General features: G+C 35.2%; 18 protein-coding genes. 11 read left to right on the plus strand and 7 right to left on the minus strand.

Features of this window, described 5'->3' with window-relative positions:
- Positions 1–14 precede the first annotated feature (14 nt).
- The 5 genes from MKX45_RS02415 to MKX45_RS02435 all read left to right on the plus strand — a co-directional run bounded on the left by MKX45_RS02415 (position 15) and on the right by MKX45_RS02435 (position 5,177).
- Positions 15–770, plus strand: a complete 756-nt coding sequence (locus MKX45_RS02415) for a YutD family protein (RefSeq protein WP_003129753.1) — start codon at positions 15–17, stop codon at positions 768–770.
- 193 nt (positions 771–963) lie between these two features.
- Entirely contained in the window at positions 964–2,061 is a 1,098-nt protein-coding gene (gene rlmN / locus MKX45_RS02420; RefSeq protein ID WP_012897023.1) for a 23S rRNA (adenine(2503)-C(2))-methyltransferase RlmN, read from the plus strand.
- 244 nt (positions 2,062–2,305) lie between these two features.
- Positions 2,306–2,917, plus strand: coding sequence for a nitroreductase family protein (locus MKX45_RS02425; protein WP_003129755.1), 612 nt, complete (start codon positions 2,306–2,308; stop codon positions 2,915–2,917).
- A gap of 151 nt (positions 2,918–3,068) precedes the next feature.
- The gene (locus tag MKX45_RS02430; RefSeq protein WP_038602630.1) at positions 3,069–4,049 is read left to right on the plus strand and encodes a polyprenyl synthetase family protein; all 981 of its coding nucleotides are present in this window, start codon (positions 3,069–3,071) and stop codon (positions 4,047–4,049) included.
- 222 nt (positions 4,050–4,271) lie between these two features.
- On the plus strand, positions 4,272–5,177 hold the full coding sequence (locus MKX45_RS02435; protein WP_340816754.1) for a prenyltransferase: 906 nt from the start codon (positions 4,272–4,274) through the stop codon (positions 5,175–5,177).
- 22 nt (positions 5,178–5,199) lie between these two features.
- On the opposite strand, the gene MKX45_RS02440 is transcribed toward MKX45_RS02435, so the two are convergent.
- From MKX45_RS02440 to MKX45_RS02455, 4 genes are all read right to left on the minus strand, one after another.
- Entirely contained in the window at positions 5,200–6,351 is a 1,152-nt protein-coding gene (locus MKX45_RS02440; RefSeq protein WP_340816755.1) for a CPBP family intramembrane glutamic endopeptidase, read from the minus strand.
- A gap of 280 nt (positions 6,352–6,631) precedes the next feature.
- On the minus strand, positions 6,632–6,832 hold the full coding sequence (locus MKX45_RS02445) for a hypothetical protein (protein ID WP_003129760.1): 201 nt from the start codon (positions 6,830–6,832) through the stop codon (positions 6,632–6,634).
- Entirely contained in the window at positions 6,819–8,948 is a 2,130-nt protein-coding gene (gene feoB / locus MKX45_RS02450; RefSeq protein WP_340816756.1) for a ferrous iron transport protein B, read from the minus strand. Before feoB ends, MKX45_RS02445 begins: the two co-directional genes overlap by 14 nt.
- A gap of 101 nt (positions 8,949–9,049) precedes the next feature.
- Positions 9,050–9,508: a ferrous iron transport protein A gene (locus MKX45_RS02455; RefSeq protein WP_164875341.1), complete on the minus strand. Its 459-nt coding sequence runs from the start codon at positions 9,506–9,508 to the stop codon at positions 9,050–9,052.
- A gap of 335 nt (positions 9,509–9,843) precedes the next feature.
- On the opposite strand from MKX45_RS02455, the gene msrB reads away from it, so the two are divergent.
- Complete coding sequence (msrB, locus tag MKX45_RS02460) at positions 9,844–10,272, plus strand: peptide-methionine (R)-S-oxide reductase MsrB (RefSeq protein ID WP_139008581.1); 429 nt, start codon at positions 9,844–9,846, stop codon at positions 10,270–10,272.
- 129 nt (positions 10,273–10,401) lie between these two features.
- On the opposite strand, the gene MKX45_RS02465 is transcribed toward msrB, so the two are convergent.
- The 3 genes from MKX45_RS02465 to rpmB form a co-directional block, all read right to left on the minus strand.
- Positions 10,402–12,066 (minus strand): DAK2 domain-containing protein, encoded by a 1,665-nt coding sequence (locus tag MKX45_RS02465; protein WP_128267474.1) that lies wholly within the window; start codon positions 12,064–12,066, stop codon positions 10,402–10,404.
- The gene (locus tag MKX45_RS02470; RefSeq protein WP_025016601.1) at positions 12,066–12,428 is read right to left on the minus strand and encodes an Asp23/Gls24 family envelope stress response protein; all 363 of its coding nucleotides are present in this window, start codon (positions 12,426–12,428) and stop codon (positions 12,066–12,068) included. The genes MKX45_RS02465 and MKX45_RS02470 overlap by 1 nt, the downstream gene beginning before the upstream one ends.
- Before the next feature lie 277 nt (positions 12,429–12,705).
- Positions 12,706–12,900 carry a 50S ribosomal protein L28 gene (gene rpmB, locus MKX45_RS02475; protein WP_003129776.1) on the minus strand — a complete coding sequence of 65 codons (195 nt, stop codon included), beginning with the start codon at positions 12,898–12,900 and terminating at the stop codon, positions 12,706–12,708.
- A 135-nt stretch (positions 12,901–13,035) separates the two neighbouring features.
- Here rpmB and MKX45_RS02480 point away from each other — a divergent pair, with 135 nt between their 5' ends.
- The 5 genes from MKX45_RS02480 to MKX45_RS02500 all read left to right on the plus strand — a co-directional run bounded on the left by MKX45_RS02480 (position 13,036) and on the right by MKX45_RS02500 (position 16,001).
- A complete protein-coding gene (locus tag MKX45_RS02480) occupies positions 13,036–13,695 on the plus strand; it encodes a DUF1129 domain-containing protein (RefSeq protein WP_340816757.1) in 660 nt (219 codons plus the stop codon).
- A gap of 190 nt (positions 13,696–13,885) precedes the next feature.
- Complete coding sequence (rfbA, locus tag MKX45_RS02485; protein WP_340816758.1) at positions 13,886–14,755, plus strand: glucose-1-phosphate thymidylyltransferase RfbA; 870 nt, start codon at positions 13,886–13,888, stop codon at positions 14,753–14,755.
- Positions 14,756–14,802: 47 nt separating this feature from the next.
- Positions 14,803–15,093 carry a hypothetical protein gene (locus tag MKX45_RS02490; protein WP_012897030.1) on the plus strand — a complete coding sequence of 97 codons (291 nt, stop codon included), beginning with the start codon at positions 14,803–14,805 and terminating at the stop codon, positions 15,091–15,093.
- Between the two features lie 60 nt (positions 15,094–15,153).
- A complete protein-coding gene (locus tag MKX45_RS02495; protein ID WP_010905193.1) occupies positions 15,154–15,747 on the plus strand; it encodes a dTDP-4-dehydrorhamnose 3,5-epimerase family protein in 594 nt (197 codons plus the stop codon).
- Positions 15,747–16,001: a hypothetical protein gene (locus MKX45_RS02500; RefSeq protein WP_003129781.1), complete on the plus strand. Its 255-nt coding sequence runs from the start codon at positions 15,747–15,749 to the stop codon at positions 15,999–16,001. Before MKX45_RS02495 ends, MKX45_RS02500 begins: the two co-directional genes overlap by 1 nt.
- Positions 16,002–16,042: the final 41 nt, after the last annotated feature.

Genomic DNA, 16,042 nt, shown 5'->3' on the forward strand with positions numbered 1-16,042 from the left:
AAATAGAAAAATTAATGGCTAAAGTAATAGACGAAAGTAAGTTAAATTATAATAAATATCCTGGCGAACATGTTATGGCAGTAGGGGAAGTTGTTCAAGTTGGACAACGAACTTTTCATATTGTTCATAATTATCGTGAGGCTTTTGATGCGGAAAAATTAGAACAACGTTTTTCTGATGTTTTAGATAAGTATGATTATATTGTGGGAGATTGGGGCTTTGAGCAATTGCGTTTGAAGGGTTTTTTCTCAACCAGTCGTAGAAAAATGTTGGCAGACAATAAAATTGATCATCTTGAAGATTATGTCAATGAATATTGTAATTATGGTTGTGCTTATTTTGTTTTACGGCGGATTCGGACAAAAGATGAAGCTTTTGTTTCTGAGAAACTTTTTACCGAAAAAGAGTTGAAGCAAGGATTTGATAAGCCACGTCGTAAGAGAAATCGCAATCGAAATCGGGCGCGTGATGAACAGAAAGTTACTAAAGAAGACAAACGTTCGGAAAATTCATCAGAAGCTCGAAAAGATTTTAAAATTCGTGAAAAATCTACTGACAGAAAACCAAAAGTTACTGACAAAAATAAAAAAGTTTCTGTCAGTAAAAAATCTCAAGAGAGAAAAACAGACAATAAAAAACAAAATCCAGCTAAAGATTCTGATAAAAAATTTACAATGAAAAAACGGAATCCTCGTAAAAAAGTTGAGCAAACAGAGACTAAAAAGCAAGAGAATCAAGGCTTTGTCATTCGTAATCGTAAAAAGGATTGAGGATTTTGTAAAAGTTATTTGACGGTCAGCCAACTTGTCAAAGACTAAAAATTATCGTAGAATTAACATTTATGGACTTCTAAGTGATTTAGTTTTTCATAAATAAATGATAATAATTTAAATTGATTTTATGAGTGTATTCAAGGGATATGAAAAATTGCACGATTAAAATTTGAGATACTTAAGGAAAATAATGACAGAGAATATAATAACAGAAACGCGTCCTTCAATTTATGGATTGACACGTGACCAATTAATTGAATGGGCAATTGAAAATGGAGAAAAGAAATTCCGAGCAACTCAGGTTTGGGATTGGCTTTACCGTAAACGTGTTCAATCTTTTGAAGAAATGAGCAATTTATCAGCTGCTTTTATTGATAAACTTAATGAGCATTTTATTTTGAATCCATTAGAACAAGTTGTTGTTCAAGAATCTGCTGACGGAACAGTGAAATATCTATTTATGCTTCCTGACAAGATGATGATTGAAACAGTTTTGATGCGTCAATCTTATGGTTTGTCTGTTTGTGTTACAACTCAAGTAGGTTGTAATATGGGTTGTACTTTCTGTGCTTCTGGGATTTTGAAAAAAGAACGTGATGTGACTGCTGGGGAAATTGTCAGCCAAATCATGCTCGTTCAAAAATACTTTGATGAACGTGGTTTAGATGAACGTGTTTCACACGTGGTAGTTATGGGAATTGGTGAACCTTTTGATAATTACGAACATCTAATGAACTTCTTGCGTGTTATTAATGATGATAATGGGCTGGCAATTGGGGCTCGTCACATCACAGTTTCAACTTGTGGATTTATGCCAGCAAAAATTAAAGAATTTGCGCATGAAAATCTACAAATCAATTTAGCAATTTCACTTCATGCTCCAAATAATGAGTTGCGTACTTCATTGATGCGTATTACTCGTAACGCACCACTTGAAAAACTTTTTGAAGCGATTGACTATTACACAGAAACAACCAATCGACGTGTGACTTACGAATATATTATGCTTTCTGGTGAAAATGACAGCCCAGAAATTGCTCAACAATTGGCTGACTTGATAAAACCTAGAAATAAATTGTCTTATGTTAACTTGATTCCATACAATCCAGTTGCAGAACATATTAAATATGAACGTTCAACAAAAGATAATACGGCAAAATTTTATGATGTTTTGAAGAAAAATGGCATTAACTGTGTCGTTCGTCAAGAACATGGAACAGATATTGATGCAGCTTGTGGACAATTACGTTCTAAACAAATTAAGAAAAATAAGGCCAAATTAGCCTAATATAAAAACTGCTGACCAGGCAGTTTTTTTATTTCCACTTTTGTCAGTAAAATATTTCGGAAATAACCTATATTTAATAAAAAAATAAATATAATGAATAAATATGCTATGCAAAAGTGACAAAAATTTGCTAAAATATAAACAAAGAAAAAACGGGTGTCTGCTCTACTAGACTTAGAAATTGATGCAAACAATTTCAGAGAAACTATTCAGCTACATCTCATAAGAGGAATAGAGGAGTATCATGGATTACGTAAAGCTCAATAAATCACGACACAAAGTAAAAAACTTTGATGGTAAAAAAATTCCCACAGTGGATGTTAAACAAATTATTTCTGCAGCAAGTTTAGCTCCTTCTGCCCACAATATTCAAAGTTGGCATTTTGTCATTGTAGAATCAGAAGAAAAACGGGAAGCATTACTTTCTGAAGTTGATCCTGGCAATCACGAACAAATCAAACAAGCTGGTGCAGTCATCGTCCTCTTTAGCGATACAGATTTAGTTGAACGTTCTCGTGATATTGCTAGATTAGGAGCTGGAGAGTTGGACGATGAACAACTTCTGCGCTTCAATAGTCGTTATCCACAAATGTATGAAGGATTTGAAGAACTTCATGAAAGTAATTATCTTTCTATCAATATTGGTTTGGTTACAATGAATCTTGTTTTGGCTATTAAAAATTACGGTTATGAGAGCAACATCATCATGGGCTTTAATCGAACTCAAAAAGTGAATGAACTTTTAGAAGTTGAAAAACGTTATCGCCCAGAACTAATTATTCCGCTTGGAAATTCAGAAGATAAAGGAAAACCAAGTTACCGCCTACCTCAAAGTCAAATTATGGAAATTCGATAAAAAAAAGGAGTTCATCTGAACTTCTTTTTACTTATGAAAAAAAGGCATTATGTTCGCAACATTGGGTCTATTTTGCTAAAATGGAGTAAGATATTTGATAAGTCATTATCAAAAGAAATGAATGAATTATCGAGAGGAAAGAGAAAAAACATTGCTCACATTTTGGCAGGATTATCCCGAAATTCAGAATAAATTAAAGGATGTTCAAGCGCTCATGATTGAGCGTTTAAAAATTAATAATCAAGAGATAGAAGCAGCACTAGAGAAATTTGCATCACGTGGCGGGAAAATGGTTCGTCCTGCGCTTTTTTTGCTGTTCGCTGGGATTGTCCCTAATGGCTCTAAAGATGAAGAGAAGCTCATTAAAATCGCTGCATCATTAGAGATGCTTCATTCAGCAACATTGATTCACGATGATATTATCGACGACTCTCCTTTAAGACGTGGTTTACCGTCAATAGAGTCACAATTTGGCAAAGATGTAGCTGTTTATGCTGGAGATTTTGTTTATACTGTTTATTTTGAATTATTGATTGAAACCATGAATGGGACAAGTTTTGTCGCTAAAAATGCTCAATCAATGAAAAAAATTCTTCAGGGTGAATTGACTCAAATGCAATCTGCTTTTGACAAAAATAATACAGCGAGACGCTATATGAAAGCAATTAGTGGAAAAACAGCTGAATTACTGAGTCTTAGCTGTTTAGAAGGTGTTTATTTTGCTGGTGGGGATAAAAAATTACAATATTCTGCCCGTAAAATTGGTCGAGCAATTGGTCTTGCTTTTCAAGTTTATGATGACATTTTAAATTTTACAGTAGGACTTGATGAAGCTGATAAACCTATTTTGACAGATTTCCGTCAAGGGATTTATACATTACCTTTACTCTTGGCTCGTGAAGTAAATGATGAAGCGATTGCTCCTTATTTAGAAGCGCCAGAAAATTTGTCAAGACAAGAATGTTTAGATTTAGCAGAATTAGTGACAGAATCAGGTGGGATAGCAGGAGCACTCCTTGTTGCCGGAAGATTAACAGAACTGGCTTTGAATGAAATTCGGAAATTACCAGAATCACCAAATCGGCAGATTCTAGAAGAAGCAACACAAATTTTATTGGAAAGAAATTATTGAAAACCTGTCACTGACAGGCTTTTTCATAGAAAATTTTACTGACAGCTATTAGGAAAGTTTTCTGTCAGTAACTTTTTTATCTCAAAATTTCTGTCAGTAACTTTTGAGATAAAGCTTTTAAAGCTAGTATTTCTCTAGTTTGATTTTAAAAGTTTTGATTTAAAATGTGATAAAATAAGAAATAGTTTTTATAGACGAATTGATAAATAAAAAGAGGAAATAATGAATTTTAAAATATTTGCTGAACTAATTGAATTGAAAGCTAAAACTGCTTCAATTTTTCCATTTTTACTAGGGCTTGCTTACTCGCTTTATCATTATCAGTCAGTCAATTTGTCAGCACTTGCCATTTATTTTGTGGCAATGTTTATGTTCAACTGTTTTGTTGATATTTGGGACAACTATAATGATTATCATAAAGCAGTAGATACAGATGATTATCAAAAAAATACAAATATTATCGGACGCGAGAACTTATCAATGGGACTCATCAAAAGTTTATTGGCCTTTTTCTTTTTTGGTAGTCTGATTTTAGGAATTATTGTCGCTTTAATGACTGGTTGGGCAGTCTTTTGGTTGGGACTACTCTGCTATGTTGTTGGAGTTTTCTATGCTGGCGGGCCAAAACCACTCTCATCACTTCCACTTGGGGAACTTTTATCAGGTTTGACAATGGGTTATGTCATTTTTCTGATTTGCCTTTATATCAATAGTTCTCAGAACTTTGTATGGTCATTTGCGAATCTGGCAACAACTTTCTTGATTGCTTTACCTAATACATTATTGATTGCAAATCTGATGTTAGCCAATAACACCTGTGATTTAGAAGAAGATGAAGCCAATCACCGCTACACAATCGTGCATTATATTGAGAAAAAGGCAGCACTTATTTGGTGGACTACAGCTTTAATTTTGGCTTTTGTTGCCATTGTTGTTGCAGTAATTTTAGGATTACTTTCTCCGATTATGCTTTTAATTCTGTTAATTGCACCATTGATGATAAAATTTGCTAAACCATATTTACAAAAACAAGTAAAAAAAGAAACATTTATTTCATCGGTTAAAATCTTAATGGTTTTTCAACTTGTACAAGTCCTACTATTCTTTGTTAGTTTAATTAAATTTTAAAAAAAGAAAAACTCCAAATGAATTAATTTGGAGTTTTATTATTGATTGTTTTAGATTGATTTGTTTTTTCAGTTAGTGGTCTTGCACCATTAACCAGAGCGATTAAAGCAAAGACTGGACCACCGATATAAGGAAGTAATAACCAGCAAAGATTTCCTAAGTGGAAATTAAAGAAAACAATTAAAAAGACATATAGGGCGATTCCTAGAAGGAATAAAAGATAAATAGGTAATGCTTTATTTGCAATTTCTGCTCGACTGCCAGCACTGGTAGATATTTTTGAAAAAAGGAGCATCGTTGGTAAAATCAAAATGCCATAAATCATTGAAACTAGGGCAAAAATTCTACGGAAAGTTGAACTTTGAGCAAGAGTAGGTAACTTACGGGCTGTAAGTTGTGGACTACGTTCTTGAATAGCGGCAATGAATTTTTCTCTTTGAGTCCAACCCGTGTAAAATAATGCGAAAGCGAGTGTACCAAAAATAAACCATTCGTAGAGAATTGTCAGAGGGTTGGTTTGTTGTGAAGATAAACTACCCGAACTGGCCATGATTGCCATGAAATCATTCATGGCATGTACCACAATCGCAAAAATCAAATTGCTTGTTTTCATGTAAACCACAGCTGCGAAAAGTCCAAAAGCCATAACTCCAAGAACTTGAATGATAGTATTTCCTAAAGGTTGATTGCGAATATTGACCAAATGCATGAGTCCAAATAGTATACTTGAAATAAATAAAGGAACAATAATCTTATCTTTAGAATTTTTAACTAAAATACCAAAAATTAAACCTCTAAAAGAGAGTTCTTCAGCAAAACCAATTAATAAAGTGGCTCCAATGGCTAGAAAAATATACGAAGCGGGGGCATGTTTTCCTATTGCAAGAACTAAACCTGCCAGAAACATGACTAAAGGAAGAATGAGCATTCCTAATGCTTTTTTCCAGTTATATCCTTTAAATAGCAATTTTTGATGCCAGAAAAAATGATTGAGTAGCAGTAAGATGATGATAATTGGAATTTCTTGAATAATAATAGAGGTTAGTGAAGCAAAATGTCCGAGGCTGCGTAACCAATTGATAAGACCAAGAGCCTTGAGAATAGGATTGAGTGCCAGTAGGTAGGCAAGCCAGACCAAGAAAACACTAAAGACGCTGATGATGTATTTTTTCATAGAAGACCTTTCTTGAGTTCAAAAATAGTTGTCAGTGAGCCTTTGTGAAAAAACTTTGACAGATTTTGCATAATGTTTCAGTTATATTTTGATTATAGTTTTAAATTTTCTACTTGTCAATTATAAACAAAGGGTAAGTGGCAGGCAAATCAAGATTATTAAGTAAAAAGTACTGACAAAATTATCGGTATTCTAAAACATTCAAAATAAGCTTAAAAAAATACTGACAGACTTGTTATGGTAGTAAATTTAACCATAATAAATCTGTCAGTAACTTTTTTTAATTACAACAATCATGTTTAACATCTGTTTTTTTAGTTGAATGAGATTCAGCTGAAACGGGTAGAGCCGCCGCTCCCTTGACCGGACAGGTGTTAACATTGCAATCTTCGCAAGCCCCTTTGCTACGAACAGTTTTAAAAATGGCAAATCCAGTAATAATGAGGATGACAGCCAAAATGACAATACTAGCTAAGTTCATAAGTAAGACCTTTCCCTTTTCTGAAAATGAAATATAAACCAACCGACAATACAATTAATGCTAATAAACTAAAAACATCAAAGTTTTGTGAGCTAAACAAACTACCCAATTGATAAATAATGAAACTCATGCTATAAGCAACTAAAGTTTGAAAACCAACCGCTCGTAAAGTCCAACGAACATCGCCCATTTCTTTATAAATTGTTGAGATTGCAGCAACACATGGCGCGCAAAGCAGATTGAAAACAAGGAGAGAATAAGCGGAAAGAGGAGTATAGGTGGCTTGAACAGCAGACCAGAGTTGGTGACTGTCAGAAGAATTATGAGCAAACAGGACACCCATTGTTCCGACGATTGTTTCTTTTGCAATTAGTCCAGTAATTGTAGCGACTGTTGCACGCCACTCGCCAAAACCAAGAGGAGCAAAGATAACAGCAACAACTTTACCAACATCAGCAAGAATGGATTGACTCGCATCAACATGTGCCAAGGTCCAATTATAATTTGAAGTGAACCAAATCAAAACATTCATAGCGAAAATGATTGTACCAGCCCGCTTGACGAAAGAAAACGCACGGTCGAAAGCATATTTTAAAACAGTCATCGCATAAGGTAAATGATAGGCAGGAAGTTCCATGATGAAAGCCGAAGTATCACCAGAAAACATCCGTGTTTTTTTCAAAATAATACCGGAGAGAATAATCATGGACATTCCCAAAAAGTAAGCACTAGGAGCAACCCAAGAAGCGTGAGGAAAAAAAGCGCCAGAAACTAATGCGATAATAGGGAGTTTGGCAGAACAAGGCATAAAAGTTGTGACCATAATTGTAATTTTTCGGTCACGTTCTTGCTCAATTGTTCTCGTCGCCATAATTCCAGGTACGCCACAGCCAGAAGCAATAAGCATGGGAATAAAAGACTTACCAGAAAGGCCAAAGCGTCTAAAAATTCGGTCCATGACAAAGGCTACCCGAGCCATATATCCAGAATCTTCCAGAATTCCTAAAAGTAAAAAGAGCACAAAAATCTGTGGAACAAAACCTAAAATTGCCCCAATTCCGGCAACGACACCATTTAAAACTAAATCTTGAACCCAAGGAGTAACAGCTAAAGCATTCATTCCATTGGCAATTAAATCAGGAAGCCATTGACCAAAGAAGACATCATTGAGCCAATCGGTCGCTGCTGTTCCGACAGTTTGAATAGAAATAAAATAGACCAACCACATGACGAAAACAAAAATAGGAAGTCCCAACCATTTATGGGTAATAATCTGATCGATTCGATCTGTCAGATTAATTTTACCAGTTTCAGTCTGAGTAACGCAAAGTTGAACAATATGACCAATTAAATCATAACGTTCATTAACGATAATTGATTCACGGTCATCTGCCATTAATTTTTGGGTGATAGAAACAATTTCCTCAATTTCAGCCAGTTGTTTTGCTGATAAGCCAGCTTGAGAATTATCAGTATGAACTTGCTGACTTAGCGCTTTATCTGTTTCTCCAGCTAATAAAAGTTTGTCGCCCTCGAAAACTTTTATTTGTTCAAAACGATTGGTAAAGCCAGTTACTTTACCGATTTCCGAGAGCGCCCCTTCAAGTCGATGGTCATAATCTAAAGGCTGACTTTCATGACTTTTTAGTGCTGCTTTAACAACCTCATCTAAACCTTTATTTTTAATGGCCGAGGTTGTAACAACAGGAATTCCAAGGCTATAAGAAAGTTTTTCAATGTCGATTTTTTTTCCTTGACCAGCCAAAAGGTCGCTCATATTAAGCGCTAAAACCATAGGGATTCCAAGTTCCATCAGCTGTAAAGTCAAATAAAGTGAACGCTCTAAATTCGTTGAATCCACAATATTAATGAGGGCATCCGGTGGTGTTTTTGTCAAAAAATCTCTGGCAACTTGCTCATCAAGCGAATAAGGAGAAAGAGAGTAAAGACCAGGCAAATCTTGGATACAAATACTTTTATCTTTTCGATAAAATCCAGATTTCTTTTCAACAGTAACGCCTGGCCAATTACCAACTTGCTGATTTGATCCGGTTAGTTGATTAAAAATACTCGTTTTTCCACTATTGGGGTTTCCGAGTAGCGCAATTATTTTCATATTATTAAAATTTCTTCTTAAATTTCGTTAGACTTTGTTAAGGGTTCTAGGACAATTTCTTTACAAAAATAACGATAAAAATAGGTCAACAATTTTGCTCACTATTGTTCAAGAACGACTTTGATTTTTTCAGCATCGGTCTTTCTCAAAGAGAGAGAATAGCCTCGAAGCCTAAGTTCAAGAGGGTCGCCAAGTGGTGCTAATTTTTGCAGATGAACACTTGTTCCTCGCGTAATGCCCATGTCCATCAAGCGGCGCCTGATATCAGACGTTGCATCAATCATACGAACGACACCAGTTTGGCCAACTTGCAAGTGAGCTAAACCAATGATATCCTCGCTAGAACGTTCTTCTTTTACAAAAATTTGCTCTAAAAATTCAGAACTTAAAGCAAGGCGAGTTTCATCAATTTTGACAATTGCATTCTCGCCGTCAGTAGAAATTAGTGTTATTTTTTTATCGGAAATCATGCCTAAATCACGCAGTTTAGCTTGATTCTTCCCAATAATTTTATGAATATAATAAATTTGCCCAATATGGGTATTGTTAAGAGTTTTCATTTTACCTCCCGGAATCAAATGATTACAGAAAATGTCAAGTACGTTTTACATTTATGATTATATCAAAATTTAAAGTACGATACAATAATTTTCTGAAAAATAACAGTAACTTTTAATATTTAAGAAATGGAGCTCCTAAAATCTTTAAGTAATTTCAATGGAAATCAATAGCGATTTTTGATAGGATGAATCATATTAGATGAGGACTTGTTTTTGACAAAAAAGTGCTTATTGACAGCCTAATGTAAAGGTGTCAAGCCCTTTGTCAACCAAGTTTACACTAGTGTCAAAAAGGTTGACAGTCAATGGTCACATGTAGGAAAGGAAAATTGCTGATGGAAAAAGAAGAACTTAAAAAGAAATTAAGCCCACTTGCTTATCGTGTTACCCAAGAAAATGGGACAGAGGCCCCTTTTGCTAATGAGTTTGATGATTTCTTTGAAAAAGGATTGTATGTTGATGTTGTGAGTGGTGAACCGCTATTTACAAGTTTAGATAAATATCAATCAGGCTGCGGTTGGCCAGCATTTACACAACCGATTGAAAAAGGAGTTGTCAAAGAAAAACGAGATAAATCTCTATTTATGGAACGTACAGAAGTTCGTTCTAGTAATGCTGACAGTCATTTGGGTCATGTTTTTACTGACGGTCCCTTAGATAAGGGAGGCTTACGTTATTGTATTAATTCTGCCGCTTTGCGTTTCGTTCCTTTTGACCAATTAGAAGCAGAGGGTTATGGAGAGTACGTAAAATACTTTTCATAATTCTATACACTCAATAAAAAAGTTACTGACAGAAATTTTAATCGATGAAAAATGCTTCTGTCAGTAACTTTTTATAAAACAAAAGAAAAATTCTGATGTTTAACATCAGAATTTTTTTATTTCTATATTTTACTCAACTGAGAAGAGATATGGATAAACCGGTTGTTTTCCTTCGTGGATTTCAACTTCAATCTCAGGATATTTTTTCTCAAGTTCTTTAGCAATTTTGTCAGCGTTGGCTTTTTTACCTTCTTCACCGATATAAATCGCTACAATCTCACTATCTTCATCAATCATTTGGTCAAAGACAGCAAATATTGCATCATTCATTTTTCGTGTTGAAACAACAATTTTGTTATTCAACATTCCAAGTGTATCTTTTTTATGAATTTCGATACCATCGACATTTGTATCACGAATGGCTGTTGTTACTGAACCTGATTTAACATCAAGAAGCGCATCAGTCATAGCGGCTTTATTTTCTTCAATTGAACGTGTAGGGTCAAAGCTCAAGAGTGCTGTAAATCCTTGAGGAACAGTGGCAGATTCAATCACTTCAACAGGAATTTCAGCAACTTCAGCAGCAGATTTTGCAGCCATAAAGATATTCTTGTTATTAGGTAAGATAATTACTTTTTCTGCGTTAACAGCTTCAATAGCAGTCAAAATATCTTCTGTCGAAGGATTCATTGTTTGACCACCAGAAACGACATGATTAACACCCATTTCACGGAAAATATCAGCTAAACCTTCACCAGCAGCAATAGCAATTAAGCCCCAGTCTTTTTTAGAAGTAGAAGTTGAAACATTTGTTGATTTTGCTTCTTTTTCAGCGACACCTTCATTTTGCAGGCGCATATTGTCAACTTTAACTTTTACAAGACGACCATATTTAAGTCCTTCTTGCATAACTAAACCAGGATCTTCTGTATGAACGTGGACTTTAACGACTTCCTCATCATCAACAACAAGAAGTGAATTCCCAATTCCTGCAAGATAAGCTTTGAAGTTATCGTGGTCGTAACTTTCACGAGAAGTTGGACCTTTACCAAGTTCAACCATGATTTCTGTACAATAACCAAATTTGATGTCCGCTGTTGAAGCATTGGCAACACTTTCGTGTTCAACATTAACCATACGGTCCATTGCGCCAAGTTCGGCAACAGGTGTTTCTGGTACGAATTCACCATTAAGCGCCATTAAAAAGCCTTCATAGATATAAACCAAACCTTGACCACCAGAGTCAACAACTCCAACTTCTTTAAGAACTGGGAGCATATCAGGAGTCATGGCAAGTGCTTTTTTAGCCCCTTCAAGTGCTGCTTCCATAATTTCAACAGCATCATCAGTTTCGTCAGTTTTGCGTTTTGCTAACTCAGCAGCACCACGAGAAACAGTTAAAATTGTTCCCTCAACAGGTTTCATAACTGCCTTATAGGCTACTTCGACCCCATTTTGAAGCGCAGCTGCAAGATGGATTCCATCAATTTCTTCGTAATCTTTAACATATTGAGCGAAACCACGGAAAAGTTGGCTTAAAATAACACCAGAATTTCCACGAGCGCCCATAAGAAGACCTTTTGAAAGAATTTGAGCCACTTGACCAACAGTATCAGCTGGTTTAGAAGCAACATCTTTTGCCCCATTTGTAATGGTCATGCCCATGTTTGTTCCTGTATCTCCATCGGGAACAGGGAAAACATTAAGCGAGTTAACATATTCGGCTTGTTCGTTCAAACGGCTTGCCGCTGCTTGAACCATTTCTTGAAATTTACTTGCATTAATATTTGACACTAATCTTCAACCACCTTCACATTTTGTACATATACGTTTACGCTACTGGCTGTGATGCCAAGTTGATTTTCGAGATTGAAACGAACACGTTCTTGAATATTTTTTGCAACTTCGCTAATTTTTACACCATAAGAAATGACAACATAAACATCGATAGAAGTTTCGTTGTCGGCAGTTGTAACGACAACTCCTTTAGAATAGTTTTCTTGACGCAAAACACTGCGAACATTATCTTTAACAGCAGATTTACTGGTCATGCCGACTACGCCGAAAATTTCAGTTGTAGATGCACCCACAACCGTTGCAATGACTTCGGTAGCAATATCGACATTCCCGTGTTGGTTGTTGATAGTAACACTCATTTTCATAGCTGTACCGTCGTCAATAATTTACAAATTTTGTAAATAAAGAAAAATTGACTGACAAACGGCACTTTCCTCCATATTATTTAAATATCATTACTCATTTTATCATACTTTTATAAAATAAAACAGCTCTTTTGAACTGCTTTTTGAAATTTACTATTTGTCAGCGCTGACAGAGTTTGTTGGTAACAATTTTATTTACTGACAGCTCTGTCAGTAAATAAAAAACCCCGTCAGATGACAGGATATTTTTGTGTTTTGCAAAAAACAAAAATTATACGCGTTCTACGCCTGCTGGCAATTTCTTCAAAGCTTTAGCTGAAGCCCATACAGTTTTGAGTTCACCGTTTTCAAGAATTGTAACTTTTTGAAGATTTGGTTTAACTACACGTTTAGTTTGATTCATCGCGTGTGAACGGTTGTTACTTGAAACAGTCTTACGACCAGTAAAATAACATTCTTTAGACATGATATTTACCTCCCATTAGATTTTTATGTGCTTAAAAACAACATACTTGTTGATTATAACATTTTTCAAATAAAAAAATCAAGCTTTTGACTATTTTTGGCTGTTTTTTTTCACGCTTTCTGATAAAATGAGATTATGGAAAATTTAATCGAAGAACTTACTGCAAAAAATAAAGAATACATTCATTCGGTAACGAAACAACTGATTTTAGTTGGGGAATCAGATGAAGAAGTTAAAGAAATCTTGAATGACATTCTTCCGCAAATTATTGAAGGTCAAAAATCAGGAATTATTGCTCGTAAATTATTGGGAGCGCCAACTGAATTTGTTTCTCAATATCAACCAAAAGTTGCTGACAGACCTGTCAGTGAAAAAAATGAAAATCCAGTTTTGATGTGGCTTGATAGTAGCCTACTCTTTTTAGGATTTATTTCTCTTTTAAATGGAGCAACCGCACTTATCACTTCTAAGGCTCCGGTTTATGGCTTGATTACAACAATCTTGTCAGCGGCAGTTGCTGGTTTGGTAATGTATATGATGTATCGTTACTTTTATCGTCCTAAAGCGGATAACAGTCGTAGGACTTGGAATTGGAAAGGTTTTGCAGCAACCACTTTGTCAGTTCTCCTTTGGATTGCGGTAACCATCTTCTCTGGTCTTTTGCCAACATCAGTTAATTTGCAACTTCCCGCAATTGCTTTAGTTATTGTTGGACTTGTAGCCTTTGGAGTTCGTTGGCTCTTGAAACGTCAATTTAACATTCAATCTGCTTTGGTTGCTCAACCAAGAAGATAAAAAAGAAAGTCTCTGATTTTAGAGATTTTTTATTTATATAGGTAGAATCTTTTCATTAGCGTTTTAAAATAGTATCAGAAATGCCTATTTATCAACCTTTTATCCTCAAAATGACCACGGAGGGTTGTGTATTGATAAAAATTTTGTGTTATAATGTATATTGATTAATTATGATTATGGAGGTCCTTTGATGAAAGGGATTATTTTAGCAGGAGGGTCTGGAACACGACTTTACCCACTGACACGTGCTGCGTCAAAACAATTGATGCCTATTTACGATAAACCAATGATTTATTACCCATTGTCAACTTTGATGTTGGCTGGGATTAAAGACATTTTAATTATCTCGACACCAACAGATACTCCACGTTTTAAAGAGTTACTTCAAGATGGTTCTGAGTTTGGGATTAATCTGCAATATGCGGTACAACCATCACCAGATGGATTGGCTCAAGCCTTTATTATTGGTGAAGAATTTATTGATGATGATTCAGTTGCGCTTATTTTGGGTGATAATATTTATCACGGACCTGGAATGTCTAAAATGCTCCAAAATGCAGCTGCAAAAGAAAAAGGAGCCACTGTTTTTGGTTATCATGTTCCTGATCCAGAACGTTTTGGTGTCGTTGAATTTGATGAAAACATGAATGCTGTTTCTATTGAAGAAAAACCAGAAGAACCTAAATCAAATTATGCAGTAACTGGTTTATACTTCTACGATAATGATGTTATTGAAATTGCCAAAAACATTGAACCTTCACCTCGTGGAGAGCTTGAAATTACTGACGTAAATAAAGCTTATCTTGAACGTGGCGATTTATCAGTTGAATTAATGGGCCGTGGTTTTGCTTGGTTAGATACTGGAACACATGAATCTCTCCTTGAAGCCGCACAATATATTGAAACAGTTCAACGGATGCAAAATATGCAAGTGGCAAACTTGGAAGAAATTGCTTATCGTATGGGTTATATTACAGCTGACGATGTTCTTAAATTGGCTCAACCGCTTAAGAAAAATGAGTATGGTCAATACTTGCTTCGTTTGATTGGAAAAGACTAAAAAGTCATTATTAAAGTAAAGTTGTCAAAGTACGAGAAGGACAATCAATGCTAAAAAATATTTGGGAATGGTTTTTGTGGTTTACTGGTGTGACTGACGCAGGTTGGTCAGCGTGGTGGGGCGGATTTTTCAGCTGTTTGCCACTTTTTGGTGTCTTTGCTGTTGTTTGGCGAAGACTAAAATGTCATGCACCAGGTTGTCATCGAATTGGACTTCATCGCACAGCTGATGGACTTTATGTTCTTTGTCGAAAACATCATCCAGATGTACCTAATAAGCTAACGCTCGAACACATTCAAAAATCACACGTCAATGCAAAAGCGAAAAAAGATAAGTGACTGAATGAAGTTAGCGTTGTTCTTGAATAAACTTTGAAAATAGTGATTAGAAAGAAAAATATGACTGATAATTTTTTTGAAAAAACATTGGCTGCACGAGAAATCAGCCAAATTCCTGGAATGTTAGAATTTGATATCCCAGTTCATGGTGATAATCGTGGATGGTTTAAAGAAAATTTCCAAAAAGAAAAAATGATGCCACTTGGCTTTCCAGAAAGCTTCTTTGCCGAAGAAAAATTACAAAACAATGTAAGTTTTTCTCGTAAAAATGTTTTGCGTGGTCTCCACGCTGAACCTTGGGATAAGTATATTTCTGTCGCTGATGGCGGAAGTGTTTTAGGCGCATGGGTTGATTTACGTGAAGGAGAAAATTTCGGTCATGTTTATCAAACTGTGATTGATGCAAGTAAAGGAATTTTTGTTCCACGTGGTGTGGCTAATGGATTCCAAGTTTTGTCTGACACAGTTTCTTATAGCTATTTAGTTAATGATTACTGGGCACTTGAACTTAAACCTAAATACGCTTTTGTGAATTATGCTGACCCAACTTTGGGAATTAAGTGGGAAGATGTTGAAAATGCTGAAGTTTCTGAAGCTGATAAAAATCATCCATTATTAAAAGATGTAAAAGCTTTGAAGGCTGATGAACTCTAATGTTTGCTTTACATTTACGAACAAAAAAACGTTTAGAATTTTGGCAAGTTGAAAAAAATACTGACAGACCGAGCTGGGCCAATCAGGCATTTACTGACGGGGGCTTTTCTTGGAATGATAAATCGCTGTCAGTAAAAAATGTCGGTGGTTTACTCAAAATGACAGTCCCTATTGGCGATTATTTGGTCTTCAATGGAAAATATTTAAAAGCTGTGCCAAAAGCAAAATTTGTCAGAGAGTATCGAGTGGATTAATTTTCAAGATTTACTAATAAATAATCAAAAAAGGAAAAAAC

The organism is Lactococcus sp. FSL W8-0209, from assembly GCF_038006585.1.
Lineage (GTDB): Bacteria > Bacillota > Bacilli > Lactobacillales > Streptococcaceae > Lactococcus > Lactococcus lactis.

Bases quoted from the DNA above. Each gene is read 5' to 3' on its own strand.
- feoB (WP_340816756.1), bottom strand. From the start codon at position 8,948: ATGAAAATAATTGCGCTACTCGGAAACCCCAATAGTGGAAAAACGAGT.
- MKX45_RS02480 (WP_340816757.1), top strand. From the start codon at position 13,036: ATGGAAAATTTAATCGAAGAACTTACTGCAAAAAATAAAGAATACATT.
- MKX45_RS02425 (WP_003129755.1), top strand. From the start codon at position 2,306: ATGGATTACGTAAAGCTCAATAAATCACGACACAAAGTAAAAAACTTT.
- rpmB (WP_003129776.1), bottom strand. From the start codon at position 12,900: ATGTCTAAAGAATGTTATTTTACTGGTCGTAAGACTGTTTCAAGTAAC.
- MKX45_RS02415 (WP_003129753.1), top strand. From the start codon at position 15: ATGGCTAAAGTAATAGACGAAAGTAAGTTAAATTATAATAAATATCCT.
- MKX45_RS02445 (WP_003129760.1), bottom strand. From the start codon at position 6,832: ATGAACTTAGCTAGTATTGTCATTTTGGCTGTCATCCTCATTATTACT.
- MKX45_RS02490 (WP_012897030.1), top strand. From the start codon at position 14,803: ATGCTAAAAAATATTTGGGAATGGTTTTTGTGGTTTACTGGTGTGACT.
- MKX45_RS02440 (WP_340816755.1), bottom strand. From the start codon at position 6,351: ATGAAAAAATACATCATCAGCGTCTTTAGTGTTTTCTTGGTCTGGCTT.
- MKX45_RS02455 (WP_164875341.1), bottom strand. From the start codon at position 9,508: ATGAAAACTCTTAACAATACCCATATTGGGCAAATTTATTATATTCAT.
- MKX45_RS02495 (WP_010905193.1), top strand. From the start codon at position 15,154: ATGACTGATAATTTTTTTGAAAAAACATTGGCTGCACGAGAAATCAGC.
- rfbA (WP_340816758.1), top strand. From the start codon at position 13,886: ATGAAAGGGATTATTTTAGCAGGAGGGTCTGGAACACGACTTTACCCA.
- MKX45_RS02500 (WP_003129781.1), top strand. From the start codon at position 15,747: ATGTTTGCTTTACATTTACGAACAAAAAAACGTTTAGAATTTTGGCAA.
- msrB (WP_139008581.1), top strand. From the start codon at position 9,844: ATGGAAAAAGAAGAACTTAAAAAGAAATTAAGCCCACTTGCTTATCGT.
- rlmN (WP_012897023.1), top strand. From the start codon at position 964: ATGACAGAGAATATAATAACAGAAACGCGTCCTTCAATTTATGGATTG.
- MKX45_RS02435 (WP_340816754.1), top strand. From the start codon at position 4,272: ATGAATTTTAAAATATTTGCTGAACTAATTGAATTGAAAGCTAAAACT.
- MKX45_RS02470 (WP_025016601.1), bottom strand. From the start codon at position 12,428: ATGAGTGTTACTATCAACAACCAACACGGGAATGTCGATATTGCTACC.